Here is a 23940-nt window from a genome sequence, read left to right as displayed (position 1 = left end):
GTATAGGCGGTCGTTATTTCGAGAACGGCAACGAAGCAGAGGTCGTCGACGAGATGCAAGGCTGGGTGGGCGTGATGCGATACGCGCTCGACCCGGCTGATGCGGGCTTGTTGTGGACCGTGTCGGAGGATCTGCTCGCCGCCGCGCGGTCCACGAGCTCCTGACCCGCCCGGAGCGCTTCAGCGTGGGGAGCTGGGATAGTTTCGCTGGGTACACCGACGCGGGGCGGTCCAGCGAAAGGGCGAGTCAACCTATGGGAGCACGCCCGGTGTCGTCGGATCCGCGATCGAAGAGGTCTCGTCAGCAGATTCTCGACGCTGTGCATCGTCAGGCGCGCGCCGGGGAACTCACCAGCATCTCGTCCCTGAGCGCGGCCGCGGGGGTGACCAGGGCGACCTTCTACAACCACTTCGACACCATCGAGGAGGCGGCCTGGTTTGCGATTCACGACAATTTCGATCACATTCTGGAACGTGCCTTCGAGGACCGCCGGCGGGGAATCTCCTTCGAAGCCGCCGGGGTCGAGAGCCTCCGTCTGATCGTTGAGGTGTTTCGGTCCGCGCCGCAGCTCGTGCGGCTTGCCGATGCCTATGACAACGGTGCGGACCTGACCGGGATCGCGGAGATCTTCCGCGCACAGACCGCCATCGTCTGGGTGGACAGCGGGAGAGAGTCGGCCACGGCCGAGGTCGAGATCACCTACGCCGCCGCCGGCCTGTACGCCGTGTTGGCGATCGGCGCACGGGGCGAGGACGACCCCCAGGACATCGCGCGCGTGGCGCACGCCCAGTTGCCGGAGTGGATGCGTCAACCTGACCGCGGCTGACGCGTCACCACGATCCGCTACCGAGGCCGCAGGGCGGCGGTGGTGAGCTGCTGCGAGCGTTCCCACAGGCCGCGGGCGAGCGCTTCGTCGAAGGCCTGTGCGTTGCTCGGTTTGGTGATGGCGCGCCGGTAGTAGTACGCGCCGGACTCCCAGTCGGCGCCGGGTGTGCCCTGTGCCAGCCACACCAGTTGGTCGGCGCCCTGCTCGGGGGTGGAGAACAGGCGGCGGCCGAGCGGGTTGGCCGCGACCCGGCGGACCAGCCGGATGATCGGTTTGGTGGCTTCGGCGCCGAAGCCGGTGAGGACGTTGCCGGGGTAGAACGAGGCCGCCGCGATGCCCTCGGCGTGGTAGCGCCGGTGCAGTTCCTGGGTGAACAGGATGTTCTCGAGTTTGGCCGCGCCGTAGGCGTGCACCGCGTCGAAATGCCGGTCGTGATCGAGGTCGGTCAGATCGATCGTCTTCGTGAAGCGCACCGTGCTCGAGGTCTGGATCACCGAGGCGCGCGAGGCGATCAGGGTGTCCAGCAGGAGCCGCGTGAGCAGGAAGGGCGCGAGGTGGTTGACCTGGAACGTCTTCTCGAAACCGTCGACGGTCCTGGTCTGCGTGCCGAACATGCCGCCGGCGTTGTTGGCCAGGACGTCGATGCGGGGGTAGGCGCCGGTGATCTCGGCCGCGAGCCGGGCGACGTCGTCGAGCCGGGTGAAGTCGGCGACGTAGCTGTCGACGCCCAGCTCGGTGGCGATGGCGCGGGTCTTCTCCGGCGAGCGTCCGGTGAGCACCTCCCCGCCGGGAGATGCGCGTGCAGGTGAGCGCCATCGCGGTGGGCCTGTTCCTCCAGCAGGGCTACGACGCGACGACGGTGGAGGACATCTGCGCCGCCGCGGACATCTCACGCAGCACGTTCTTCCGGTACTTCCCCACCAAGGAGGCCGCCCTGTTCGGCCTCACCGGCGACACCGGCGCGCGGCTGGTCGCGGCGCTGGCTGCCCGGCCCGCCGAGGAGACGCCGTGGACCGCGCTGCGGCTGTTCATCATCCGCGGCCCCTGGCGCCGGGATCGCTGCCGGTGCGGTCCGCGGAAGTTCGACGCCGGGTCACCGTCTCTGGTGGCGGCTGTCGCTGGCGGGAGCGTCGGCGAGGTCGGCGCGCAACTGGGTGCGGGTGCGCACCAGGATCCGGCCGAGCATGTTCTTGCCGGTCCCGGTCCCGGTCCGGCCCCGGCCCCAGTAGTGATCGGTGGTGGTGTCCTCGACGATCCCTTCGTCACCGGTGGACACCAAGATGGCACGGATGTCGGCGTGCGCGCGGAACTTGGTGGTCACCGCGCGGCGCATCACGTCGTCCTTGACCTGTTCCCAGTCCCTGCGCAGCGGTAGTGACGGGTCGCGGCCCAGCTCCGCGGCCCGCAGCGGTGTGCGAGCACGCCGGATGCGATCCGCGTGACGTGTGCCCTTGAATTTCTGCGCCTGGAAGTAGTGCTCCGAGGTCGGCCACCAGACCCCGTCCAGGTCGAAGCCGTGGTCGGAGAAGTTCGAGAAGCATCCGTAGGGGACTTCGTCGGCGCCGTAGAAGTAGATCGTCACGGGGACCTCACCGGGGTTTCGGAACCCGCACCATCTCAGGCCTGATCCGGTGCCGCAATCAGATTTTGCTGGTCAGGCCGGATCGGTGAACGAGACCGGCTTGCCGGTGGCGTGGGCGTAGGCGATCTCCCGGCTCGTGGACTCGCCGATGTATCCGCCGGGGTTGACGACCAGCACCCGGTCGGCCAGGTCGATCTTGCGCAGGTGCAGGGCGTCCAGCGTGGCCTTCTGGTCGTCGGTGATCCACTCGGCTGCCCCGTGCTCCTCGGTGCGCAGGAAGACGCCGGGCGCGACGACGATGACGCCGGCGAAGGTCAGATCACGGTTCGCCGCGTTCATCTCGTCCACGAATCGGGTGGAGCCGCAGATGCAGACGATCTCCGGGCGGTCGGGCACGGCTCAGTCCTTCCGGGTCGAACGGGAACCAGAGGAGCCATCAAACCATGATCGACGGGGATCCGTTTCCGGTGGTTACCATCCGGGCACAGCGATCTTTTATGGAGAGCGGGCGGCTGATAGCGGGGCGGTACCGGCTGCGGGAGCGGCTCGGGCACGGCGGCATGTCGGTGGTCTGGCGCGCCGACGACGACGTGCTGGGCCGGCAGGTGGCGCTCAAGGTGCTCTCGGCAGCCCTCGCCGGCGATCCGGAGCTGCGGCGGCAGATCCGCGCCGAGGCCAGGGCGGCCGCCGGGCTGCGGCACGCCAACGTGGTGGCCGTTTTTGACTACGGCGAGTTCACCGACGCGGGGCGCACGCTTTCGTACGTCGTGATGGAACTCGTCGAAGGCCGCTCCCTGGCCGACATGCTGACCGCCGCCGAGCTGCCGTGGCGGCTGGCGGTGCTGATCGGCGCCCAGGTGGGTGCCGCGCTCGCCGCCGCGCACAGCGCCGGGATCGTGCACCGCGATGTCAAACCGGCGAACGTCATGGTGACGGCGGCCGGCGTGAAGCTCGTCGACTTCGGTATCTCGGCGCCCGTCGGTGAGCTCGACGGCCGCGACGGTCACCTGCTCGGCACGCCCGCCTATCTGGCCCCGGAACGGCTCAAGGGGGCGCCGGTGCGACCGGCGACCGACGTCTACGCCCTCGGTCTGCTGCTCTACCGCGCGCTGTCCGGGCGGATGCCGTGGAACGCGCCGACCGTCACGCAGATGCTCAAAGCCCATGTGTACGCGAGCCCGGCGCCGATGCCGGCCGTGCCCGGGCTGCCCGGCGAGGTCAGCCGGCTGGTGACGCGCTGCCTGGCGAAGAACCCCGGCGAGCGGCCGTCCGCGACCGAGGTGGCGGAGGTGCTCGGCGAGATCGCCGGCCTGCCCCCGTCGACGCTGCTGCGCACGGCGTCCGAGCCGACCGTCGCCCTGTCGTGGACCGGTGTTCGCCGTGACCGCCGGGCGGTGGCCGTGGCCGGGGTGGCGGTGGCGCTGCTGACGGTGGGCGGCTCCTGGTGGGCGCTGGCCGATCCGGCGGTGAGCCCGCCGGCGGCCGCCTGCGCCACCGCTACCTGCCCGGCCACCACGCCGTCATCAGCATCGTCATCAGCCTCGGCGCCGCCGGTCACCGCGCGGCAGCCGGGCCCGGGCACCGCCCCGGTGCCGCCGGTGGGAGTGCCGCCCGCGGGGTTACCGGCCGTGATCCGGGATGCCGCGACCGCGCCGGCGGTGACACCGTCCGTGGTCGGCCCGGCGGCACCGAAGACCGCCAAGCCGAAGAAGCCGAAGCCGGTGAAGTCCAAGAAGAAGTGAACCGCTACCTCGGCCGCGGCGCCGGGAGGCATTGACGAAAGAACGTTAGTTAACTTTACTAACAGAATGTCTCCCATCAATGTCTGGCGAGCCCTGCTCGCCGGCGCCCTCGCTGTCGGTGCCGCGGCGGTCGCGCTGCCCGCCCACGCGGCCGGGGCCGCGCTGACCGCTACCTTCGTGCAGACCTCCACCTGGAACTCCGGCTACGGCGCCGACTACGCCATCACCAACACCGGTGACGCGGCGAGCTCCGGGTGGGCCGTCGACTTCGATCTGCCGGCCGGCACAACCGTCACCAGCTCGTGGAGCTCGGTGCGCACCACCACCGGCAACCACTACCGCTTCACGAACGTGGCGTGGAACGGCGCCATCGCGCCCGGCGCCACGGTGCGGTTCGGCTTCAACGTCGCCAACCTCGGCGTACCGGCGAACTGCCTGGTCAACGGCGCACCCTGCGCCGGCGGCAGCACGCCGACCACGCCGACCACGCCGCCCGTGACGACGTCGCCCACCAGCACACCGCCCACCAGCGCGCCGCCCACGACCACGCCGCCGACCGGTTCGATCGTCGATGTCAGCACGGCCGTGGAGCTCTCCGCGGCGCTGGCCGCCGCGCGGCCCGGCCAGACGATCCGGATGGCTCCCGGCACCTACAACGGCGCGTTCCTCGCCCGCACGCCCGGCACGGCGACCGCGCCCATCACCCTGACCGGTCCGGTCACGGCCGTCCTGACAAATCCAGAATCCTCGGGTACGAATCCGGGCTGCTCGGTCCCGGCCGCCGGTTTCGATCCCGGGTACGGGGTCTGGCTCTACGAGGCCGCGTACTGGAAACTCAGCGGTTTCACCGTCGCCGGCGCGGCCAAGGGCATCATGATCGACGCCTCGCCACACGTCACCATCGACGGCGTGTACGTCCACGACATCGGCGACGAGGGCGTGCACTTCCGGCGCTCCTCCGCCGACGGCGTGATCCAGAACTCCCGGATCGAGCGCACCGGCACCGGCCAGCCGCAGTACGGCGAGGGCATCTACCTCGGCTCGGCCAACGCGAACTGGTCCTGCTACGGCAACACCGGTGGTATCGACGCCTCGGACCGGGTGCAGGTGCTGAACAATGTGGTCGGCCCGGACGTGGCCGCCGAGCACGTGGACGTCAAAGAGGGCACGGTCGCCGGCCTGATCCGCGGCAACACCTGGAACGGCACCGGCATCGCCGGGCAGAACTCGGCCGACTCCTGGCTGGACGTCAAGGGCAGCAACTACGTGATCGCCGACAACACCGGCACGTTCCGCGCCCCGGGCGTGTTCGCCAACGGATACGAGACGCACAATCCGACCGCGGGCTCCGGGTGCGGCAACATCTTCCGTGGCAACCGCAGCGACCTGGGCGGTGTCGGCGCCTGGGCGATCAACGTGACCTCCACGTCCAAGTGCGCCGGCAACCTCAACGTCGTGTACGGCTCGAACACCGTCACGAACGCCACGAGCGGCCTGACCAACATTGCCGTCACCCCGGGGCAGTAGGCGCTGGGCGGTTCGTAGTGCCGCCTGACCAGCGGTTCTACGAATCTGCCTGGCAACTGCGCGAAGGTCAACCTATGGTGGTCGGATGCCAACGGTGGGTTCATCCACGCGGGCCGTCACCACGGTGACGGCCATGCGTGCTGCCCACCGGCCGGTTGCCGGCGTCGCCGGTGTCCACGCTCTCCGGAGCCCGGCACCCACCGACCGAGGCCCCCCGGTTGATCCCGTTCCACGATCGACCGCCAGGGCGAAGCTTCTCAGCTTCGGCCTTTTTTGTTTCCCGGATCACCTGTGAAAGGCACCTTCATGGACAACCCTGCTGAGCCCACCCGCCCGAAGCCGGCCACGGCCGTCGCTGTCGACCTCGGCAGCGGCACCACCGGCGTGTGGACGAGTCACCGCGGCGTCGTCAGCGGCTCCAGCGACCGCAACCTGGTGCACCGCGGCCGGATCGTCGACGTCGACGGCTGCACCGCGCTGCTCAAGCGGATCGTTCAGCAGTATCCGCAGCCGGTGCCCGCCGCCGACATGGTCGTCGCCTGCCGGCCGGTGCTGTCCACCGATGCTGACGAGGCGCTGATGCGCCGCGTTCTCGACGAGGTGTTCACGCCCCGGCGCATCCTGTTCGTCGACTCCGTCCGGGCCGCCGCGATCGGTGCCGGTGCGGCCGCCGGCAGCCTGCTGATCGCCGACGTCGGCACGCAGCTCACCGAGACCGCCCTGCTCGAGAACGGCCGGGTCGTCGAAGCCCGCCGCGCCGACCTCGGTACCCGGGATCTCGGCAGCGGCACCACGGTGGGCCTGCTCGGCGACGTGGTCGCCCGGCACGTCGACCAGCTCAGAGCCGCCTGTCCGGACGCTGATCTGGCCGCGGCCACCGCCCGCGGGCTCCTGCTGGTCGGCGACGGGGCGCTGCATCCCGACCTGCCCGCGGCGCTGGCCGCCGAGCTGGGGATGCGCGTGCACGTGGCTGCCGCGCCGCGCCAGGCCGCACTCACCGGCGCGGGCTTGGCCGTGTCGTCCGCTCTGCGCCACCCCGCCCTGTCCGGGCGTGTGCTCCGGCCGTACCAAAAATCGGTTTTGATCGAAGATTGAGTTTTTCTAGAACGGGCTGGGCGGGAAGAGGTCGTGCCCAGCCCACGGATCGACCGGTTCCTGGTACCCGGACGGTGCCGGGACCGGCGCGGGTTTTGCCGCCACGGGCTCGGCGGGAACGGCCGCGGTGAAGACGGTCGGCTCGACGGCGACCGGCGGTGCGAGCATCGTGGGTTCTTCCGGGGCGGGTGTCGCCAGCAGGTTCGCCGCGGCGGTGCGTTCCTGGTTGAGCCGGGCGCGTGCGGACTCGAACACCGGGCCGGTCAGCCCGGCCAGCGGCTCGTCCTGCCACAGGCGAAACGCCTGGTGCACCTCACCGGTCGCCTCCTGCAGGTTGCCCGTCTGGTGCGCGTCGCGCGCCCGGGCCAGCGAGGCGCGAAAGACGCTGGCGTCCACGGCCGAGGTCCCGGCGCTCAGCATGTAACCGTCCGGGGTCAGCGCGAGCAGTGACGTCCGGTCCGGGTCGAGGGCCCGTCTCAGCCCGCCCACGTAGCGCTGCACGATGTCGACGGCGTTCTCCGGCGGGTCGTCGTCCCAGAGCGTGTGGATGATCTTGTTGATCGGGACCGGGGAACGGGCGTGCAGCAGCAGGACGGCGAGGACCGCCCGCTGATTGAGCGAGCCGATGTCGACGGGTTCGTCGTTGCGATACGCGCGAACCTGGCCGAGGATCTCGAACCGCAGCGCCTGAGTGGCCGAGTTGTCGGTCATTCGGCGATTCCTCCAGCAGCAGCAGCGGTCCCGCCGGCGGCAACACCGCGATCGGCAGTCGCATCATAACGGCGTTGCTGCTGGTGGGCCACGAGCGCCAGCCATCAGGGGGAAGGCGCCTCCTGGTGTCGTGGTGGCTGTCAGGATCGGGAGATGGATGACTTCCAGGAAGCTGCGGCAGCCGGCAAGGATGCGGGGCTCAGAGCGCTGGAAGCGTGGCTGCTCGCGGAGGACGCCTACGGGCGTGGCGGAGTGCCTGACGAGGTGCTCACCTACCTTCAGGATCGCGTCGGTGATCTGCTGGGGCCGCGGGCGACGTTCGCGGCCCAGGAGTTCCTGGAGAAGTACGCCGGCGAGGGTCCGGCCGGGCTGGCCCGGGACCGGTCAGCGCTGACCGAGCTGCTCACGGTGATCGAGGGGAAGAGGCGGCCGGGCTTCGAGTTCGAGTGGCGCGCGTTCCCGCCGGACGGTGCGGACGAGCGGCCGGAGACGCTGCTGGTCATGGCGGAATACAGCGCCGACGAGCCGGTGTGGGAACGGCCTCGGGGCAGCGGTTCGCTGGTGTCGCTGACGGAACTTGGTGTCTCGGAGTCGTTGAGGCAGCGGCTGCGAGCCTGGAACGAGACGTTCGAGCGGCACGGGGCCAGCCGCAAGCCCTGGGCGAGCGAGGGCTGGGCTGCCGAGGGCCTGGCCCTGGCGCATGAGCTGCAGCGGGAGCTGCCGGACGTGGAGGTCCGCTATTTCCACACCGACGACGATCGCCCGCTGCGAAGCTGGTGAGGCATGCCAGCGCGAACCGGACCGGGAACGATTCTCGGCTGTTTCCTCGCCGGTCACACCGGGTGGCCCACGGGCGCCGGGTTGTCGTAGGTCGCGGTGTCACCGGCGATCTGCTGGACGGTCCGTACGAAGGTGGCCACGGCGGCGAGGCGTGACCGGGCCGGCCAGGCGACCGTCAGGGTGGCCGGCTCCAGGCCTTCCACTGGACGGTAGGCGATACCGGGCCGGTCGAAGCGTTCGGCGAGCCAGACCGGGAGGAACCAGACAGCGGCGCCCACCTCGATCAGGCTGAAGATCTGTGAGTGGTCCAACGGCTCGTGGTGATCGAAGGGTGGCGTCGGAAGGCCCTTCTCGGCGGGCGTGCCGTAGGGGAGAAGCCGACCGGTCAAGTCGACCAGCCGCAGACCGGTTCTCGCCGCCAGCGGGTCCGACGCGGCCATAGCCACCAGGCGCGGCCCGGTGACCAGTGGCTCGCTGTCGATCCCGCGCTCGTCGAACGGCGTCGTCAGCAGCGCCACGTCGGCACGTCCGTCATGCAGAGCCGCCAGTTGCTCGCCGTATCCGCCCAGCAACAATTCCACCGGCAGGACGTCGTAGGCGTCAAGGATCCTCGGGAGCAGTCCAGCGTCGTGGTCGGCTTTGAGCGCCAGCCGCAACGCGGGCACCTCTTGTCCGGCGTGGCGGGTCCGGTTCCCGGCCGTGGCCACGGCATCCAGGGCGATCCGGGCCTCATCCAGCAGGACCTGACCGGCTGGGGTGAGAGCGACCCGGCGGCTGGTCCGGACCAGCAACTGCACGCCGAGATGCCGTTCGAGATCGCGGATCGCGCGAGACAGCGGCGGCTGGGCCATGCCGAGCCGGTGCGCGGCCCGCCCGAAATGCTGTTCCTCGGCCACCGCCACGAAGTATCGGAGCTGCCGCGTCTCCAGATGATCCATATCAGCAGGGTATCGGTCGATAGGCAGGTCGCCCTTCCCCCGCGGCAGCAACCGTCGTTGACTGGATGCCGGTCCCGCCGCGATGCGGGTCTACCTCTGGATCGACAACACCAGGAGCCAGCACGTGAACGAATCCCTGAACGGCAAGGTCGTCATCGTCACCGGAGCATCGTCCGGCATCGGTACAGCGACGGCGCGGCTCCTTCACGAGGCCGGTGCATTCCCGGTCCTGGCCGCGCGCCGCGCCGACCGGCTCGAGGTGCTGAGCAAGGAACTCGACGGGGCGCTCGCCGTCCCCACCGACGTCACCGTCCCGGAACAGGTCAGGGCGCTCGTGCAGGCCACGATCGACCGGTTCGGGCGGGTGGACGGCCTGGTCAACAACGCCGGGGCGGGCGCCGGGTCCACGATCGACGGCACGACACCGGAGGCGTTCCTGGCCTTGTTGAACCTGAACGTGGTGGGCGTCGTGACCAGCATTCAGGCGGTGCTGCCGCACATGCGGGCGGCCGGCCACGGGCGCATCGTCAACATCAGTTCGGGCGCCACCGGGATGCCGATGGCGGGCAATGCCATCTACCCGGCGACCAAGACGGCAGTGAACTGGCTCAGCCAGGTGGGCCGCATGGAACTGGCAGGCGACAACATCCAGGTCACGCTCCTGCTGCCGTCGCTCACCGACACCGAGTTCTACCCCGCGGGCAGCCTCCCAGCCGGGCTGGTCGCGCATTCCCCCGAATACGTCGGCCGGGTGATCCTGCGAGCCCTGCGCACCGGCGAGGAACGGATCGACATCCCGCACGGCCCGGAGCAACCGGACTTTCCCCGGGCTGGCTGAGCGGCGACCCTGCGGTCAGAAGCGATGGCTACGACCGGACCGGACGGACGAGGTCCACGAGGCTCTCCCACTGCTGCTTGGTGATTTCGTAACGGACGCCGCCGTGTTCGGCGCCCTCGACCATCAGCATGTCGGGCGGGGTTTCGAGGGTGCCCGTCATCGTCATCCCGACCTTTGCCATCACCTTGCGGGAACGGTCGTTCTTCACCATCGTGTCGGCCCAGACCCTGCGCACGCCGAGCTCGGTGAACCCCTTGGCCAGCAAAGCCCTCGAACCCTCGGTGGCGTAGCCCTTGTCCCACGCCGCCTGGCGCAGCCGGTAGCCGAGTTCGGCCTCGTCCAGCGGGCCGTCCCGGTCGGGACGCAGGTGGAACCAGCCGATGAAGGCGCCGCTCGCCTTCTCGTGCGCCGCGAACAGCCCGAAGGTGCCGCCCGACCGCTCGTAGCCGGCGATGATGTTGCGCAGGCCGCGCTCGCTGTAGTGCTCCGGGGGAGTCGCCTCGCCGCCGGTGAGGTAGCGCATGACCGCCGGGTCGCTGTCCAGCTCGATCAACAGGTCCGCGTCGTCCAGGGTGAAGTGCCGCAGGGTCAGGCGCTCGGTGTCCAGGTAGGCATGCACGAGCGCATCCTGGTCCATGCCGGCGGGGAAAGACCACCGGTTTTCCGGCCATGGGTACGACCAGGGCGTTGAACTCGCCCCTGCCGCTCGGCGTGTACCACAGTGGGCGGTCGGGGAGAGGGGAGTTCCGGTGCAGCTGCGGGTTGATGTCGAGGCGTTGCACGGTGCCGGGCAGGACGTGACAGCCGCGGCCGCCACCTTGCGGGCGACGCTCACGACGGCCGGCTCCGGTCTGGCGCCCGCGCCGCGGCCGGACTCCACCGCTGCCGCCGCCGCGCAGAAGGCCGAGAAGGCGTGGCTCGCCGACCTGCGGCGGCTCGCCGGGCAGGTCGACGAGTACGGCCGCAGCCTGACCGCCGCGGCGACGACGTACCGGGCCACGGACCAGGCGAGTGCTGACGGGCTGCGCGGCAGCGGGCCGGGGGCGACCCGGTGAGTGGCCTGACCCTGCCGGATCTGCTCGAGTTCGACGCCGGGCCGTGGCACTCCGCGGCCGATGGCTGGAGCCGGGTGGCCCGGGGTCTCGACACCGCGGCGGACCAGCTGATCACGGGCACTCGTGATCTGGGTGCGGTGTGGCCGGACGGCACCGGATCCACCGCGGCGCAGCAGAAGGCGGCCACGCTGCGGGCCGAGCTGGACAACACCTATCCGCCGGCGAAGCGCTTGGCCGATGCTTTCGACCAGCATGCGTACGCCATGAAAGGTCTGCGAAGCCAAGCGGAGGGCATCGTCGCGTCGGCGCGGGCGGCCGGCTACACCGTGGACACGACGGCTGTCACGATCACCGCGCCCGCGTCGGCCTACCTGGGCGGCAACCTGGACCGGACCGGCCGGGAGACCGGTGTTCTGCTCAACGATCTGCGCTCGGTCGTGGAGTACGCGCGGGCGCAGGACGACGCGACGGCCGCCACCATCAACGGCAACGTGCCGTCGCCGCAGACCGGGTTCGGGGCCAGCCCGCCCGGCGCGACCGCCCGGGCCGAGGAACTGGCGAGAAAGCTGATGGACCCGGCCTACCAGCCCACCGCGGCCGAGCTCGACGAGCTGCGGAAACTGGTCACGCTCTACGGACGGGACAAAATTTTCGCGTACGACCTCCTCACCGCTCTGGGCCCCCGGGGCCTGCTGCAGCTCTCCGGCACGCTGGCGACCTACCAGCTCGACCACCCGGGCGTCGACGCCGACGACGTACTGTTCAGCAACGACACCGCCGCCATGGTGCGGGACCTGCAGAACGGTCTCGGGTTGACGCTGGCCACCGCGACCCAGGAGACCGGTACGACGAGCGGGCTGCGCGGCGAGACCTACCTTCCGGGTGATCACGAGCTGCCCAGTCAGTGGACCACCGACCTGATGGCCGCCGGGCGCAGCACGATGGACATCGGCGACCCGGCCAGCCCGGCGCGGTACGCGGAGGACGTCTACGGCTACCAGCTGCTGAGCCCGCTGCTGCACAACGGCGACTTCGACGCCGGGTTCCTGAGCAGCGTCGGCGGAGACATGGTCGACTTCGAGATGGCGCACGGGGAGAACAGTGCGCTGTGGACCGGGGCGCGCGGGGAGAACCTGCGCCTGGACTGGACCCAGGGCCACGACGACAACACCGTGCCGGCCGGCTACGACCCGATGAACGGCCTGATGGACGCGCTGTCGCGCAACGGCGACGCGACCCGGGACCTGCTCACCGGCACCACCGAGTTCACCGCCGACGGCCCGGCCGGCGGGCGGTTGCCCCGGCTCGACTACCTGCTCACCGACCGCAACTGGGACGCGACCGCGGACGTCCCCGGCGGGCCGGGCTGGACGACCGAACTGCTGCAGCACGGCGGCGACTACCACAACGGCGCCCTCGACGACTTCGGCACCGCTCTGGAACACGCCACCACCGACCAGCCCGGGCCGCAGGCCCGGCACATCGTCGAGTCGATCATCTACGAGAGCAACGTCGACGAACAGGCCATGGGATACCCGAACGGCACGATCCCGGGCCACGGCACGACCGGCGACTTCGCGGCCACCCACGTGATCAACCCGCAGCTGCGCCAGCCCCTGGCGAACGTCACGTCGGCGTACATCTTCGACGTGAACCTCAACATCGCCGATTCGCACGGCGCCGTCCCCGGCCAGACCCTCGACGTCGACCGCAACCATCTGGTGCGCTACCTGGCCGACCTCGGCAAGGACCCGGGCGCGCACGACACCATCGCCAAGGCCGAGGCCGCGTACGCCACCGGCAGCTACGACAGCATCCTGTCCGGCCGGCAGAACCCGCACGACGACATCAACGGTCACCTGCGCGCCATGGAGAACGTCTCGCACAACTACGGCAGTGTGCTGGGTGCTCTCGACCACGGGGCCGCCCAGGCCGGTCACACGACCAGCGCCGCGCAGGACGCGACCTACAACCAGCACGTCGAGGACCGGTACAAGGTCGCCGGCCGCCTGGTCGACGAGGTGATGGGCAAGGTGACCGCGCGGATCCCGGTGCCGGTCGTCGGTGACCTGGCCGGCGAGTACGTCACCGACCTGATGGCGCAGGCCGAGGAACAGGCCAAGGTCGACAACCATGGCCTGGCCACCTATGAGGTCGGCGCCGCGCTCGGTGCCGGCCGCAGCACCGCGGTCAGCCTCAGCGAACAGGCCCTCTACAGCAGCGGCAGACTCGAGGACCTGCCGAGCACACTTGTCGAGAACGGGGACCCGAAACCGGTGAGCGGATGGAACGAGGCGGACTATCAGGCCTGGCAGCAGTACAAGGCCGGCCACGGCCAGAGCACGGTCGGCAACGCCGCCGCCGACGCCGGTGATTCCTATCAGAACGGCTACGAGTGGGCAGGAGATGTTCTCGGATGAGAAGTACCAGGGGCGCGTTCTGCACCGCAGCGATCGTCGCCGCGAGCGTGGGTCTGGGTACCGCGGCGTGCACCGGTGACGATCCGAGCGGGGACCGGGCCGCGCCGTCGTCCAGCAGCGCTGCCGCTCCGTCGCTGACGTTCGACGAGGCGTACCGGAAGCTTCCGATGGACGGGACGAAGGACGTGCCGATCACCTGGGATCTGGCAGGGGTGCCGGACACCGACGAGGTCCTGGCCGCCCGGCGTGGTCTCGCGTTCATGTACTGGGAGCGGCAGTCGACCGACTGGACTCCGGTCATCCCGATCGGACGATTCGTCTTCACCGAGGCGTACTACGAGAAGTTCCTGGCTCCGTTCGCGATGTCCTCGGCGGTCGAGGACCCGCTGATCGGCCCGATCTGGGTCAAGGTGATGGGCGTCGAACCGGCCGGGGCCGGCCAGGCGACGGTCACGTTCTGCACCGATCTGGGCTATTGGCACCACGTCGAGGAGAAGAACTTCACGGTCCGCCAGGACCGGGCAAACCTCGAGTCGTACGTACTGAAGAACGTCGAATCCGGCGACGGCGAGCACCACTGGCTCACCGACCAGCTGACCGACAACGACGGCAGCCGCAAGGCGACGTACGGCCCGGCGTGCACGAAGTGGGCCCGTCACCAGCACTGACGCCGTGATTGCCGAACGTACAAGAATGGTGGTGGCCTCGCCGAGAAGCGGCCGTGAGAGGCGGCGTGGTGGTACACCACCTGCCGGGCGGCTTGCTTCTCGGCGATCGCGGCCGACTACAGGTTGTTGATGCGGGCCAGCAGTTCTGCCTCGGTCAGGTTTTCCAGGACCGCGTCCTGCTTGCGGCCCAGGACCGTCAGCAGCTTCTCCTTCTCCAGCTTCTTGGCGGCCGCCGCCTTCGCCGCCTGGTCCTCCGCGATGCGGATGGCGATGACGTGCTTGACGACCTCCAGCTTGGTCTCCAAGGTCGCCGTGGCCGGGTTGGCCTCGGTGGCCACGAACGACTCGGTCGCGACGGCCTTGAGTTCGGCGTTGACGGCCTTGGCCACGTCGTCGAGGCTGAAGCCGGACTTGGCGGTCAGTGGAAGCTCCCACAGCTGTTCGGTGCTCAGCAGGCCCTTGGTCGACGGGTAGCGGAACTTCTCCCGCGTGGCCTTCTCAAAAATGGTCACGGTGACCTCTCTCGGATGTCGGGGTGGGGATCAGAACTGGATGCTGATGAGCTGACGCCGGCCGCCGGTCATGGTCACCTTGGCGAGCACGGAGCTGCGGACCGTGGAGCTGAAACCGAGGCCGGACAGCTGGTCGGCGGACGGCTCGCACTTGGTGCGGTCGCCGAGGACCTCGAACACCTTGCGGTGCGGCTGCAGGTCACGGCGGAGGAACTCGTTGTAGATCCCCCGGGTCGGCTGGTCGTTCACGCACCCTTTCAGCATGAAGAAGTAGTGGCGGTTGCCGACTTCGCTGCCGTCGAAGTAGTTCGGCGAGTACATGAGGGTGGACACCGGCACGAACTGTTCGGTGGTGATGCCCCACAGGTCCTTGCCGGCGCTGCCCGACTGCATGTCCTTACCCGGCCGGAAAGCGGTGATCACCTCGCCGGCGACCGTCATCCGGCCCACCTCGACGGTTTCCTTCTGGCTGACCGCCCGCTCGTAGCTGTAGTGCTCGATCTTCCCGTTGCTCTCCGTCTCGATCACGAAGCCGGCCCGGGTGCTTTCGCGCTTGTTGAACTGGTTCACCGCGATCCGGTACTCGCCGTCGGGGACCTTGCCGGTCCAGGTGACGTTCTCCACCGGCTCGCGGGAGTACGGCCCGCTCGCGTTCATGTCGACGTCTAGTTTGTTGCGCTTCTCCTGGTACCAGATGTGGGTGCCGTCGGGTTCGTACACGTGCAGGTCGAGGTCGTCGTGGTTGAACCAGGACAGGCTCACCCGCAGCTTGCCGGTGACGTTGCCGCCGGCCCGCTTGACCTTCTCCTTGATCGAGTCGGTGACGTTGCCGCCGTAGGACCAGGCGAAGTCGTTGTCCCAGGTGAACAGCCGCGGTGCGTCCGGGTGCCGGCCGGTGGTGAGGCTGACGAAGTGCGGTTCGTGGCTGTTGGCGACCCACAGGTCGATGCTCGCGGCGCCGGGCAGGATGTCCTTCATGAAGGTGAGCACGGGAACCTCCTCCGGCTTCGCGTCACGAAGGCGCGCGCCCGAGGACCTGGTGGTGGCCGCCTGCATGAGCAGTCCTTCGATGCCGTCCTTCATCCGCGACTGGGTGTCGTTGTCGACCCACAGCACGTTGGTGACCGACACGTCGGACAGCCGGGCGAACCGTCGCTGCAGCGACTCCTCGATGCCCAGCTCGTCGATGGTCTTCATGGCGGCCTTGACCATGGCCGGGGTGATCAACGCGGTGGGGCGCTGGTAGTTCTGCGGTGCGACCTTCGCCTCGAACGACCGGACCGCCTGCTCCAGGTCGACGCCCGCGGAGAGATCCTGGACGAGGGTGCCGATCACCGTGTTGCGGAACCGGGCCGCCGGGTTCATGGCGTTGGCGAACACGAAGGCCCGCGCGTCGGCCGCCTGCGTCCATCCGTTCTGCAGCGACCGGAACTCGGCCACCGCCCGGCCGTGCTCCTCGCCGCGGTAGAGGGCGTTGTCGTCGATGAGGTCGACGACGGTGTCCAGCGCCTGCCGGGTCAGCTCGGTCAGGCCGCGCTGGAACACCTGGACCGTGGCGTCGAAGGTGCCCCGCGCCACGCCGACGTCCTCGGTGCGGTGCCGCTGCGCCACCTGTCCGTGCAGGTGGTGCCACACCTCGACCTGGCCGTCGCGCAGCGTCCGGGTCGTCTTCGCCCCGTACTGCGCCTCGGTGGACCGGAAAACGCCGGACAACGGCAGCGTGCCGACGAATTCGTCCAGTGCGCCGGCGACGACGGAGAAGACCGGGTCGGCTGCCGACACTCCGGACCAGACGGTGCGGACCTGCCCGTCGTGGATCTCGACGACGTTGCCGAAGTTCTTGATGAACCCGCGGCAGGTCGAGCAGTCGTACTCGGACCGCTCGCGGAACCGGGGATTGGTGCCGGCCGGGAAGGATTCGAGAAAGGTGAGCCAGAGCGAATCCCGGTCGAGACTGTCGCCGGCGACGTACAACTCGCCCTTGGCCATTGCGGACAGCCGGGTGGTCACATCCGTCACGAACTGCTGGTAATCGCCCACCGTGTCATCTCCTTGATCACCGAAGATCCTAGGGAATGCCGGCTGCCGGAGAAACGTATTTCCGCCCGTCCGCGGGGTTCACGGACGAGCGGCGGTGGCCGGCTATGCGGTCAGTTGCTGGAGGAACTGCGGGACGCTCACCTCGGCCCAGTGCTCGACGATCTGGTCGCCGGCGATGCGGTCGACGGTGGTGCCGGTCAGGGTGGCGGTGTGCCCGGCCGACGGCACGCCGAAGAACGGCGCCTTCTGCGTGGCGGTCACCGACCAGCGGGTGGCGACCCTGTCGGCCTCGGCGACCTGGTCGAGGATCGTGACGCTGACGTCGTCGAACGCCTCCAGGAGCTGTTTCTCGGCGGCCAGCCAGGTCTCGCGGGTGAACTCGTAGCCCGAGGACGGGTGGATGCGCAGCGCGGGGGAGACCCAGCGTGCCCAGGTGGCGTCGAGGTCACCGCTCTCGTAACCGGCCCAGAACTGTCGTACGACGGTCTTCGTGTCCATGATTTTCTGCTTTCGGTATGTGGTGGTCATCGTCGATCAGATCCAAGAATCCAACCGGTTGGTTGGGAACACCGTAGGCGCTGTCCCGCCACGATTGCAACCATCCGGTTGGTTTTAATTCCGGGCCGTGCTTTGCAACCAGGTGGTTGGTTGCTTACTGTGGGTTCTATGCCGTACGACTCCGCCGCCACCCGCGTCCGCCTGCTCGACGCGGCCTACCGGGAGTTCTCCGAGCGTGGTCTGGCCGGCGCCCGCGTCGACCGCATCGCCGCCGCCGCGAAGGCCAACAAGCAGGCCATCTACGCCTACTTCGGCTCCAAGGAAGACCTGTTCGACGCGGTGCTCGGCGACCGGCTGGGTGTGCTCGCCGACGCGGCGCCCTACACCCCCGACGACCTGCCCGGCTATGCGGGCGCGCTGTTCGACGCGCTCAGCGCCGCCCCGGACCTGCTGCGGCTGACCCACTGGCGTGGCCTGGAGCGCAACGACGCCACCCCCGGCGAGATCGCCTCACACCTGGAAAAAGCACAGGCTTTGCGTACGACGATGAGCCTGCCCGACGACCGCACCGCCATCGACATCCTGGAGATCGTCGTGGCGATCAGCACCGCCTGGCACGCCGTCCCGGACGGCCTGCGCGCGGTCGGCGGCCTGGACCTGCGGGCGCGCCAGCGAGCCCACCGCGACGTCGTGGTGCGAGCGGTCACCGCCCTGTGCGCCGTGGCATCGGGGACCTGACGTGGACAACCGTGCCGAGGTGAAGGCGTTCCTCAGCTCGCGCCGCGCCCGGCTCACCCCCGAGCAGGCCGGTCTGACCAGCTACAACCGCAACCGGCGGGTGCCGGGCCTGCGCCGCAGCGAGGTCGCCGATCTCGCCGGGGTCAGCGTCGAGTACTACGCCCAGCTCGAACGCGGTGACCTCGCCGGCGTCTCGGACAGCGTCCTGGACGCCCTGGCCCGCGCCCTGCACCTCGACGAGGCCGAACAGCAGCACCTCGCCGACCTGGCCCGCGCCGCCGGGCCGGCCACCCGCACCCGTCGCCGGCCGGCCGCACCGCAGATCCGGCCCGGCGTGGCCCGGGTCCTGGAGCTGATGACCGACGTGCCGGCGTTCGTCGGCAACGGCCGCGGGGACGTGCTCGCCGCCAACGCCCTCGCGCAGGCGCTCTACGCGCCGATGTTCGAGGACCCGGCCCGCCCGGCGAACCACGTCCGTTTCGCGTTCCTCGACCCGCGGGCCCGGGACTTCTGGCGCGACTGGGAGCGGATCGCCGCCGACACCGTCGCGATGCTGCGCACCGAGGCCGGACGCGATCCGTACGACAAGGCGCTCACCGACCTGGTCGGCGAGCTGAGCACCCGCAGCGAGGAGTTCCGCACCCGCTGGGCGGCGCACGACGTACGCCTGCACCGCACCGGGATCAAACAGTTCCACCACCCGGTCGTCGGCGACTTCGACCTGCACTTCGAGAACCTGCACCTGGCCGCGGACCCCGGCCTGACCCTGACCCTGCTCAGCGCCCCGGCCGGCTCGACCGGTGACGACGCGCTGCGCCTGCTGTCGAGCTGGGCCGCCAGCCGTGACCAGGCACCCGAGCGCCGCTGAGTGGTGGGCTGGCGGTACACCCTCCAGCAGTGACTTCTCCGCTGCCCGCGGTGGCGGTTCCCTGGGTACTGCCCACCGATCAGGCCGGGCCACCCGCAACGACAGGGAAGACCATCGTGAAGAACGCACACCTCGGCGGCCTGGAAGTCTCCCGCATCGGCCTCGGCGCGATGACCATGGCCGGCGTCTACACCAGCGAAGGCGCTCTCGACCACGCCGAGTCCATTCGTACGATAAATCGTGCTCTTGATCTTGGGGTGACCCACATCGACACGGCGGAGATCTACGGCCCGTTCCTGAGCGAACAGCTCGTCGGCGAAGCGATCAAGGGCCGCCGCGACCAGGTGCGGATCGCCACCAAGTTCGGCATCGTCTCGCACGCGGGCGGCGGGCCCGGGGTGAACGACAGCACCGCCGCCAACATCAGGACCGCGGTCGAAGGGTCGCTCACCCGGCTCGGCACCGATCACATCGACCTGTACTACCAGCACCGGGTCGACCGCACCACGCCGATCGAGGAGACCGCCGGCGCGGTCGCCGAGCTGATCAAGCAGGGCAAGGTGCTGCACTTCGGCCTGTCCGAGGCGTCGCCGGACACCATCCGCCGCGCCCACGCCGTGCAGCCGGTGTCCGCCCTGCAGACCGAGTACTCGCTGTGGACCCGTGACGTGGAGGCCGAGATCCTGCCGCTGCTGCGCGAGCTCGGCATCGGCCTCGTGCCGTATTCGCCACTGGGGCACGGCCTGCTGACCGGGCAGATCCGCTCGGTCGACGACTTCGCCGACGACGACTGGCGCACAACCAACCCACGGTTCACCGGCGAGAACTTCCGGCGCAACCTGGCCATCGTCGACGAGGTCACCGCGATCGGCGCGGAGATCGGCGCCACGCCCGCGCAGACCGCCCTGGCCTGGTTGCTCACTCGCGGCACCGACATCGCCCCGATCCCCGGCACCCGCCGGGTCGCCCGCGTCGAGGAGAACACCGCCGCCGACACCGTCGAGCTCACCGCCGGCCAGCTCGAGCGCCTCGACGCCCTCGAACCCGCGGCCGGCGCCCGCCACGACGAGGCCAACATGGCCGCGATCGACCGGTGAGCACGGTCATCGACGACAACGCCGGCACCGCGGGCAAGCGCCGCGAGGAAAAGGAACTGCCGGACGCTCACCTCGGCCCGTCGGCGTTGATGCGCCGGGCGAGGGCGGGGTTCAGTGCGTAGACGCGTTCCGCGGGTAGCAGTCGTTCCGCCTTGGCGCTGTGGCCTGCCCGGATCAGTCCGGCGGCCCGGTGCACCGTGGGTGTGATGTCCGCCAGGCCGACGATCCATTCATCGACATAGGTGCGGATCAGCTCGCGGCCCACGCCGACCTGAATGCTGTAGTGGTTGAGCGGCGCCCCTCGGAGCGTCCGCTCCGGGTCCCATTGCACATGCACCGCCGCGCGTTCGAATGCGCTGTTCCAGGCGGCCGCGTTGCCGTACACCGAGGACTCCGGGGCGGTGAGGACCGCCTGTGCGAGCGCCTGCTCCCAGCCTGCGCGGGTGATGCGGACGGCGAGGATTCTTTCCTGGGCGGGCTTGCGGGCCCAGTTGCTGCGATGCATCAGCCAGAGCAGCGATGGCTTGATCCACGTCATCCTGGTGAACGAGAACGGCGTCACGAACCGCCCGGCGCCAAGCGATTTCTGCGGGCGGGCGACATCGGCCGCTACCGGGCCCAGGGCCCCATCACTGCGCATCGGCCGGTCAGCCCTCTCGGACACCCGGGTCGGGCGGGCAACAGGAGCCCGCCGCATCCCCTTTGCGGCGCCACTATGACGTACGAAAGGATGGTTTTGACCTGGTTTGGTGATGGGTATCGCTGGAGAGCCGCAGTTGACGACGGTGTGGGGGATACTGAGCCGCCTCACGGGTCGAGCGACGCGCGGCTGTTGTGTTGGCTGAGCGCGAGGAGCACCCCGATGACCGTCACCGTTGACACCGCCGCCCCGGTCGACGCCGCCACGAGCGCTGACCCGGCCAGCGAGCTGATCAACGCGATGGCGGCCATGCCGGCCGGTCACCCGTCCCGGCCCGGCCTGCGCGACCGGGCGATCGAGGCGTGGCTGCCGCTGGCCCGGCACCTGGCCAACCGTTACGCCAACCGCGGCGAGCCCCGCGACGACCTGCACCAGGTCGCGATCATGGGGCTGATCAAGGCGGTCGACAGGTTCGATGCCGAGCGCGGCGTCGACTTCGCCGGGTTCGCGGTCCCGACCATCGTCGGTGAGCTCAAGCGGCACTTCCGGGACAAGACCTGGTCGATCCGCGTGCCGCGCCGGCTGCAGGAGCTGCGGCTGGCCATCACCGGTGCCAACAACACGCTCAGCAACACCCTGGGCCGCTCGCCGACCGTCGCCGACATCGCCACCCACCTGGGCATCAGCGAGGACGAGGTGATCGAGGGTCTCGAAGGCGCCCGCGCCTACAACGCGACAAGCCTCTCCACCCCGATCACCGAAGGCGGCACCGAGCTCGGTGACACCCTCGGTGGCGAGGACGCCGGCTACGGGCACGCCGAGCTGCGCATCACCCTCGGCCCGGCGATGGCCGGTCTCGACGAGCGCGAGCAGAAGATCGTCAGCCTGCGGTTCTACGACAACCTGACCCAGCAGCAGATCGCCGAGCAGATCGGCATCTCCCAGATGCACGTCTCCCGGCTGCTGACCAAGGCCCTCACCAAGCTGCGGCGCCGGCTCGACGGCGCCACGGTCTGAGCGACCCGCCCTGGCCCGCGGCGGGTGCATGGCGCCGGCGCCGCCGGTCAGGTGCGCCGCCGAGACCGGCGCAGCGCCAGCCCACCCGACACTGCGGCGATGAGCCCGAGCACCACGCCGGCGCAGCCGCCGACGACGCCATTACCGGTGCCGGGTCCACCGTCGGCGGTGGCCAGCACCACGATGCCGGTGAGCGCGCCGATCACGCCGGCCGCCAGCGCGACGACCGCCCTGCGCGGGACCGCGCCGGCAGCGGGCCGGGCCAGGGCGTACCCGCCGGCGATGGCGCCGGCGAGGGCTGTCACCGCGGCTGCGGTGGCCACCGCCCGGTCGACGGTGAAGGTGGCCGCATCCACGGCCGGTGCGGCGAACAGCATCAGGTCGGACATCACGTTCTCCTCGGTGGACAGGATGGACGTCATCGATCCTGGCCGTCCGGTCCGCGCCGGGCATCGTGCCGGCGTCGGCACTTCGCGCTGCCACGAGCGCCGGACCCGGACTGCTGCCGGCGTGGCAGGAGGCCGGCGACGTACGACGTCCGCGGTAGTCGGCTGCGCTGCGCCGGCAGGATTCGCGCACCCGGCCGTCCCGTTAGGGTGCCTTCATGGGCAGTGCACGGGTCGGTGTCCGGGACGCGATCATCGCTGCCGGGGTGACAGCGATCATGGTGGCGGCCGGGCTTGCCGCGCGCGGTTCGCCATCCGGCTCCGAGCAGCTCGGCCTCGCGCTGCTGGCCGTCGGCGGTCTCGCGCTGGCCGCACGCCGGCGCGCCCCGGTCGCGGTCCTGGTCGTCACCGGGCTGTGCGCGGTCGGCTATGAGGCTGCCGGTCTTGCCGTGTTCGCGACCGCGTACCTGGTAGCCGTGTACTCGGCGATGCGAGCCGGGCGCCGGGTCGCCACCGCGGTCACCAGCCTGATGGTGCTGGTGGCCCTGCCCGCCGCCGCCATGGTCTCCGGCCGCGACGCGTCGGCGAGGCGTTCGCCCAGGCCCGCGGGGTGCTCGAACTGGCCTGGCTGATCGCCGCCGCCGCGGCGGGCGAGGCGCTGCGCCAAGCCGAACGCCGGGCGGACGAGGCCGAACGCACCCGCGAGGAGAACGCGCTGCGCCGCGCCGACGAGGAACGGCTGCACATCGCCCGCGAGCTGCACGACTCGCTCACCCACCAGATCTCCGTGATCAAGGTGCAGGCCGAGGCCGCCGTGCACGTGGCGCAGAAACGCGGCGAACCGGTGCCGGACGCTCTGCTGGCGATCCGGGACGCCGGCCGCGAAGCGGCACGGGAACTGCGCGCCACCCTGGAAGCGCTGCGCGACGATGACACCTCCCCGCCGTTGGGCCTCGACCACCTTCCCGACCTGGTGAAGCGGGCCGCCGCGACCGGCCTGCGGGCGTCGCTGTCGGTCGAGGGAGAACGTGCCGCCGTTCCGGTCGCGGTGGACCGGACCGCCTACCGCATCGTGCAGGAGTCGCTGACCAACGTTGCCCGCCATGCCCGGGCCGGCACCGCGTCCGTCCGGGTCGCCTACCACCCCGGCGCAGTGGTCATCCAGGTCGACGACGACGGGATCGCCATGCCGCGGACGCCGTCGGTGCCGGGTGTCGGTCTGCTCGGTATGCGTGAACGTGTCACCGCCCTCGGTGGCGAACTGCGTGCCGAGCCCCGCGACGAAGGCGGCTTCACCGTCCACGCCGAACTCCCCGTGGACGGCACGTCGTGATCCGGATCCTGCTGGTCGACGACCAGCCTCTGATCCGCAGCGGCTTCCGAGCTCTGCTCGACGCCGAGGACGACCTCGAGGTCGTGGCCGAGGCGGGCGACGGCCACGACGGAGTCGCGCTGACCCGGCAACATCGGCCCGACGTCGTTCTCCTCGACATCCGGATGCCGCGCGTCGACGGCATCGAGGCCACCCGGCGCATCACCGCGGACCCGGCTCTGGACGGGGTGCACATCGTCGTCCTGACCAACTACGGGCTGGACGAGTACGTGTTCGAGGCGCTCCGTGCCGGAGCGGCCGGCTTCCTCGTCAAGGACATCCTGCCGGAGGACTTTCTGCACGCCGTCCGCGTCGCGGCCCGCGGCGACGCGTTGCTGGCACCGTCGATCACCCGCAAACTGATCGACCGGTACGTCACCCAGCCCCCGCAGGCCGATGGGCACACCGTGCTGACCCGGTTGACCGCCCGCGAACGCCAGGCCGTGACGCTGGCCGCGCGTGGGCTGTCCAACGATCAGATCGCCGCCGACATGGTGATCAGCCCGGTGACCGCCAAGACGCACGTCAACCGGGCCATGACCAAACTGCACGCCCGCGACCGCGTGGTTGTTGGAGCCCCAGCAATAGGC

General features: G+C 70.1%; 27 protein-coding genes and 2 pseudogenes. 17 read left to right on the top strand and 12 right to left on the bottom strand.

Annotated elements, in window-relative coordinates; genetic code table 11:
• The first annotated feature begins 268 nt into the window (after positions 1-268).
• Positions 269-826 (top strand): TetR/AcrR family transcriptional regulator, encoded by a 558-nt coding sequence (locus Apa02nite_RS44860; protein ID WP_203830584.1) that lies wholly within the window; start codon positions 269-271, stop codon positions 824-826.
• Between the two features lie 17 nt (positions 827-843).
• Here the strand turns inward: Apa02nite_RS44860 and Apa02nite_RS44855 are convergent, their stop codons facing one another.
• Positions 844-1605, bottom strand: a complete 762-nt coding sequence (locus Apa02nite_RS44855) for an SDR family NAD(P)-dependent oxidoreductase (protein WP_203830583.1) — start codon at positions 1603-1605, stop codon at positions 844-846.
• A gap of 14 nt (positions 1606-1619) precedes the next feature.
• On the opposite strand from Apa02nite_RS44855, the pseudogene Apa02nite_RS51650 reads away from it, so the two are divergent.
• Positions 1620-1703: pseudogene (locus Apa02nite_RS51650) on the top strand (hypothetical protein); the annotation flags it as partial.
• Here the strand turns inward: Apa02nite_RS51650 and Apa02nite_RS51645 are convergent.
• The 3 genes from Apa02nite_RS51645 to Apa02nite_RS44840 form a co-directional block, all read right to left on the bottom strand.
• Positions 1670-1861 carry a hypothetical protein gene (locus tag Apa02nite_RS51645; RefSeq protein WP_239165010.1) on the bottom strand — a complete coding sequence of 64 codons (192 nt, stop codon included), beginning with the start codon at positions 1859-1861 and terminating at the stop codon, positions 1670-1672. The pseudogene Apa02nite_RS51650 and the gene Apa02nite_RS51645 overlap by 34 nt on opposite strands.
• A 58-nt stretch (positions 1862-1919) precedes the next feature.
• Complete coding sequence (gene ybiA / locus Apa02nite_RS44845; protein ID WP_203830582.1) at positions 1920-2408, bottom strand: riboflavin biosynthesis intermediates N-glycosidase; 489 nt, start codon at positions 2406-2408, stop codon at positions 1920-1922.
• Between the two features lie 72 nt (positions 2409-2480).
• Complete coding sequence (locus tag Apa02nite_RS44840; RefSeq protein WP_203830581.1) at positions 2481-2804, bottom strand: hypothetical protein; 324 nt, start codon at positions 2802-2804, stop codon at positions 2481-2483.
• Positions 2805-2905: 101 nt separating this feature from the next.
• Here Apa02nite_RS44840 and Apa02nite_RS44835 point away from each other — a divergent pair, with 101 nt between their 5' ends.
• From Apa02nite_RS44835 to Apa02nite_RS44825, 3 genes are all read left to right on the top strand, one after another.
• Positions 2906-4150, top strand: coding sequence for a serine/threonine-protein kinase (locus Apa02nite_RS44835; protein ID WP_203830580.1), 1245 nt, complete (start codon positions 2906-2908; stop codon positions 4148-4150).
• 66 nt (positions 4151-4216) lie between these two features.
• Entirely contained in the window at positions 4217-5677 is a 1461-nt protein-coding gene (locus tag Apa02nite_RS44830) for a cellulose binding domain-containing protein (RefSeq protein ID WP_203830579.1), read from the top strand.
• 306 nt (positions 5678-5983) lie between these two features.
• Positions 5984-6772 (top strand): rod shape-determining protein, encoded by a 789-nt coding sequence (locus Apa02nite_RS44825; protein ID WP_203830578.1) that lies wholly within the window; start codon positions 5984-5986, stop codon positions 6770-6772.
• 6 nt (positions 6773-6778) lie between these two features.
• Here Apa02nite_RS44825 and Apa02nite_RS44820 read toward each other — a convergent pair whose 3' ends face one another.
• Complete coding sequence (locus tag Apa02nite_RS44820) at positions 6779-7483, bottom strand: AfsR/SARP family transcriptional regulator (protein ID WP_203830577.1); 705 nt, start codon at positions 7481-7483, stop codon at positions 6779-6781.
• Between the two features lie 153 nt (positions 7484-7636).
• Between Apa02nite_RS44820 and Apa02nite_RS44815 the strand changes: the two genes are divergently transcribed.
• Positions 7637-8263, top strand: a complete 627-nt coding sequence (locus Apa02nite_RS44815; RefSeq protein ID WP_203830576.1) for an immunity protein CdiI family protein — start codon at positions 7637-7639, stop codon at positions 8261-8263.
• A gap of 53 nt (positions 8264-8316) precedes the next feature.
• Here Apa02nite_RS44815 and Apa02nite_RS44810 read toward each other — a convergent pair whose 3' ends face one another.
• Entirely contained in the window at positions 8317-9201 is an 885-nt protein-coding gene (locus Apa02nite_RS44810; RefSeq protein ID WP_067696963.1) for a LysR family transcriptional regulator, read from the bottom strand.
• A 124-nt stretch (positions 9202-9325) separates the two neighbouring features.
• On the opposite strand from Apa02nite_RS44810, the gene Apa02nite_RS44805 reads away from it, so the two are divergent.
• Entirely contained in the window at positions 9326-10039 is a 714-nt protein-coding gene (locus Apa02nite_RS44805) for an SDR family NAD(P)-dependent oxidoreductase (RefSeq protein WP_203830575.1), read from the top strand.
• A 28-nt stretch (positions 10040-10067) separates the two neighbouring features.
• Here the strand turns inward: Apa02nite_RS44805 and Apa02nite_RS44800 are convergent, their stop codons facing one another.
• Positions 10068-10676 carry a GNAT family N-acetyltransferase gene (locus Apa02nite_RS44800; protein ID WP_239165009.1) on the bottom strand — a complete coding sequence of 203 codons (609 nt, stop codon included), beginning with the start codon at positions 10674-10676 and terminating at the stop codon, positions 10068-10070.
• Positions 10677-10788: 112 nt separating this feature from the next.
• On the opposite strand from Apa02nite_RS44800, the gene Apa02nite_RS44795 reads away from it, so the two are divergent.
• From Apa02nite_RS44795 to Apa02nite_RS44785, 3 genes are read left to right on the top strand one after another with little or no spacing between them, the layout of a single operon-like run.
• Complete coding sequence (locus tag Apa02nite_RS44795) at positions 10789-11094, top strand: type VII secretion target (RefSeq protein WP_203830574.1); 306 nt, start codon at positions 10789-10791, stop codon at positions 11092-11094.
• Positions 11091-13514 (top strand): hypothetical protein, encoded by a 2424-nt coding sequence (locus Apa02nite_RS44790; RefSeq protein ID WP_203830573.1) that lies wholly within the window; start codon positions 11091-11093, stop codon positions 13512-13514. Before Apa02nite_RS44795 ends, Apa02nite_RS44790 begins: the two co-directional genes overlap by 4 nt.
• Positions 13511-14182, top strand: a complete 672-nt coding sequence (locus Apa02nite_RS44785; RefSeq protein WP_239165008.1) for a hypothetical protein — start codon at positions 13511-13513, stop codon at positions 14180-14182. The genes Apa02nite_RS44790 and Apa02nite_RS44785 overlap by 4 nt, the downstream gene beginning before the upstream one ends.
• 116 nt (positions 14183-14298) lie before the next feature.
• On the opposite strand, the gene Apa02nite_RS44780 is transcribed toward Apa02nite_RS44785, so the two are convergent.
• The 3 genes from Apa02nite_RS44780 to Apa02nite_RS44770 all read right to left on the bottom strand — a co-directional run bounded on the left by Apa02nite_RS44780 (position 14299) and on the right by Apa02nite_RS44770 (position 17232).
• On the bottom strand, positions 14299-14694 hold the full coding sequence (locus Apa02nite_RS44780; protein WP_067696950.1) for a hypothetical protein: 396 nt from the start codon (positions 14692-14694) through the stop codon (positions 14299-14301).
• A 30-nt stretch (positions 14695-14724) separates the two neighbouring features.
• The gene (locus Apa02nite_RS44775) at positions 14725-16734 is read right to left on the bottom strand and encodes a DUF8224 domain-containing phage-derived protein (RefSeq protein WP_203830572.1); all 2010 of its coding nucleotides are present in this window, start codon (positions 16732-16734) and stop codon (positions 14725-14727) included.
• A 102-nt stretch (positions 16735-16836) separates the two neighbouring features.
• The gene (locus Apa02nite_RS44770; RefSeq protein WP_203830571.1) at positions 16837-17232 is read right to left on the bottom strand and encodes an ester cyclase; all 396 of its coding nucleotides are present in this window, start codon (positions 17230-17232) and stop codon (positions 16837-16839) included.
• 168 nt (positions 17233-17400) lie between these two features.
• Here Apa02nite_RS44770 and Apa02nite_RS44765 point away from each other — a divergent pair, with 168 nt between their 5' ends.
• The 3 genes from Apa02nite_RS44765 to Apa02nite_RS44755 all read left to right on the top strand — a co-directional run bounded on the left by Apa02nite_RS44765 (position 17401) and on the right by Apa02nite_RS44755 (position 19935).
• The gene (locus tag Apa02nite_RS44765) at positions 17401-17970 is read left to right on the top strand and encodes a TetR/AcrR family transcriptional regulator (protein WP_203830570.1); all 570 of its coding nucleotides are present in this window, start codon (positions 17401-17403) and stop codon (positions 17968-17970) included.
• 1 nt (position 17971) lies between these two features.
• Positions 17972-18838: a helix-turn-helix domain-containing protein gene (locus Apa02nite_RS44760; protein ID WP_203830569.1), complete on the top strand. Its 867-nt coding sequence runs from the start codon at positions 17972-17974 to the stop codon at positions 18836-18838.
• Positions 18839-18954: 116 nt separating this feature from the next.
• Complete coding sequence (locus Apa02nite_RS44755) at positions 18955-19935, top strand: aldo/keto reductase (protein ID WP_203830568.1); 981 nt, start codon at positions 18955-18957, stop codon at positions 19933-19935.
• A gap of 67 nt (positions 19936-20002) precedes the next feature.
• Here Apa02nite_RS44755 and Apa02nite_RS44750 read toward each other — a convergent pair whose 3' ends face one another.
• Positions 20003-20575 (bottom strand): DUF4291 domain-containing protein, encoded by a 573-nt coding sequence (locus Apa02nite_RS44750; RefSeq protein WP_203830567.1) that lies wholly within the window; start codon positions 20573-20575, stop codon positions 20003-20005.
• 222 nt (positions 20576-20797) lie between these two features.
• On the opposite strand from Apa02nite_RS44750, the gene Apa02nite_RS44745 reads away from it, so the two are divergent.
• Complete coding sequence (locus Apa02nite_RS44745) at positions 20798-21592, top strand: RNA polymerase sigma factor SigF (protein WP_203830566.1); 795 nt, start codon at positions 20798-20800, stop codon at positions 21590-21592.
• 47 nt (positions 21593-21639) lie between these two features.
• Here the strand turns inward: Apa02nite_RS44745 and Apa02nite_RS44740 are convergent, their stop codons facing one another.
• Positions 21640-22014 carry a DUF6223 family protein gene (locus tag Apa02nite_RS44740; RefSeq protein WP_203830565.1) on the bottom strand — a complete coding sequence of 125 codons (375 nt, stop codon included), beginning with the start codon at positions 22012-22014 and terminating at the stop codon, positions 21640-21642.
• 182 nt (positions 22015-22196) lie between these two features.
• On the opposite strand from Apa02nite_RS44740, the gene Apa02nite_RS51640 reads away from it, so the two are divergent.
• The 3 genes and pseudogenes from Apa02nite_RS51640 to Apa02nite_RS44730 form a co-directional block, all read left to right on the top strand.
• Entirely contained in the window at positions 22197-22610 is a 414-nt protein-coding gene (locus Apa02nite_RS51640) for a hypothetical protein (protein WP_239165007.1), read from the top strand.
• Positions 22589-23311, top strand: coding sequence for a sensor histidine kinase (locus Apa02nite_RS51635; RefSeq protein ID WP_239165006.1), 723 nt, complete (start codon positions 22589-22591; stop codon positions 23309-23311). The genes Apa02nite_RS51640 and Apa02nite_RS51635 overlap by 22 nt, the downstream gene beginning before the upstream one ends.
• Positions 23308-23859: pseudogene (locus Apa02nite_RS44730) on the top strand (response regulator); the annotation flags it as partial. The gene Apa02nite_RS51635 and the pseudogene Apa02nite_RS44730, both read left to right, overlap by 4 nt.
• Positions 23860-23940 lie beyond the last annotated feature (81 nt).

Source organism: Actinoplanes palleronii (genome assembly GCF_016862315.1).
GTDB lineage: Bacteria > Actinomycetota > Actinomycetes > Mycobacteriales > Micromonosporaceae > Actinoplanes > Actinoplanes palleronii.
This window is presented reverse-complemented; position numbering and strand designations above follow the sequence as displayed.

Bases quoted from the DNA above. Each gene is read 5' to 3' on its own strand.
- Apa02nite_RS51645 (WP_239165010.1), bottom strand. From the start codon at position 1,861: ATGATGAACAGCCGCAGCGCGGTCCACGGCGTCTCCTCGGCGGGCCGG.
- Apa02nite_RS44835 (WP_203830580.1), top strand. From the start codon at position 2,906: ATGGAGAGCGGGCGGCTGATAGCGGGGCGGTACCGGCTGCGGGAGCGG.
- Apa02nite_RS44830 (WP_203830579.1), top strand. From the start codon at position 4,217: ATGTCTCCCATCAATGTCTGGCGAGCCCTGCTCGCCGGCGCCCTCGCT.
- Apa02nite_RS44825 (WP_203830578.1), top strand. From the start codon at position 5,984: ATGGACAACCCTGCTGAGCCCACCCGCCCGAAGCCGGCCACGGCCGTC.
- Apa02nite_RS44820 (WP_203830577.1), bottom strand. From the start codon at position 7,483: ATGACCGACAACTCGGCCACTCAGGCGCTGCGGTTCGAGATCCTCGGC.
- Apa02nite_RS44815 (WP_203830576.1), top strand. From the start codon at position 7,637: ATGGATGACTTCCAGGAAGCTGCGGCAGCCGGCAAGGATGCGGGGCTC.
- Apa02nite_RS44810 (WP_067696963.1), bottom strand. From the start codon at position 9,201: ATGGATCATCTGGAGACGCGGCAGCTCCGATACTTCGTGGCGGTGGCC.
- Apa02nite_RS44800 (WP_239165009.1), bottom strand. From the start codon at position 10,676: ATGGACCAGGATGCGCTCGTGCATGCCTACCTGGACACCGAGCGCCTG.
- Apa02nite_RS44785 (WP_239165008.1), top strand. From the start codon at position 13,511: ATGAGAAGTACCAGGGGCGCGTTCTGCACCGCAGCGATCGTCGCCGCG.
- Apa02nite_RS44770 (WP_203830571.1), bottom strand. From the start codon at position 17,232: ATGGACACGAAGACCGTCGTACGACAGTTCTGGGCCGGTTACGAGAGC.
- Apa02nite_RS44765 (WP_203830570.1), top strand. From the start codon at position 17,401: ATGCCGTACGACTCCGCCGCCACCCGCGTCCGCCTGCTCGACGCGGCC.
- Apa02nite_RS44750 (WP_203830567.1), bottom strand. From the start codon at position 20,575: ATGCGCAGTGATGGGGCCCTGGGCCCGGTAGCGGCCGATGTCGCCCGC.
- Apa02nite_RS44745 (WP_203830566.1), top strand. From the start codon at position 20,798: ATGACCGTCACCGTTGACACCGCCGCCCCGGTCGACGCCGCCACGAGC.
- Apa02nite_RS44740 (WP_203830565.1), bottom strand. From the start codon at position 22,014: ATGACGTCCATCCTGTCCACCGAGGAGAACGTGATGTCCGACCTGATG.
- Apa02nite_RS51640 (WP_239165007.1), top strand. From the start codon at position 22,197: ATGGGCAGTGCACGGGTCGGTGTCCGGGACGCGATCATCGCTGCCGGG.